Origin of the sequence: Anaerovibrio lipolyticus (assembly GCF_021531495.1) — a bacterium.
GTDB lineage: Bacteria > Bacillota > Negativicutes > Selenomonadales > Selenomonadaceae > Anaerovibrio.
Genome location: NZ_JADYTY010000092.1, coordinates 1 through 421 on the forward strand (window position 1 = coordinate 1; position 421 = coordinate 421).

Consider the following 421-nt stretch of genomic DNA (forward strand, 5'->3'; position numbering starts at 1 on the left):
ATGTTTAAGAGACGTTCAATCCCTATATGTTTGCGCACCATATATTTATCGATAGACCAGAATGTTTTATGCTAATAGTAATTGGTTTCAATAGACCAACGAAGTTTATACAATTTCAGCGGATAAAAAAATGCTTCTTCTACTGGACAATTTCTTAATTCTGAATTTTCAAGCCATGCACATGACATATGAAGCTCTGGCACGGAGGCTGTGCTAAAAAATAATCGCCGTGCACCTTTTGAGCTTGATGTTACATATGCATGTACAGAGCGATTACCAAAAAGATTGGTCTTGACAATGCGGTGAGTTACCTTGTATTTTCCCAATTTTCCCTCACCATGAAAATCGTTGATGGAATCAAGAGAAAGCTTGTCTCCATATTTTTTAGGCCGTCCACGTTTTCCAGATATAGGCTCAGGCA

At 38.0% G+C, this 421-nt stretch carries 1 pseudogene; it reads right to left on the reverse strand.

The annotated features are described in order from the left end of the window. Nucleotides 1-71 precede the first annotated feature (71 nt). Nucleotides 72-421 (reverse strand): annotated as a pseudogene (locus I6E26_RS11115) (IS701 family transposase); the annotation flags it as partial.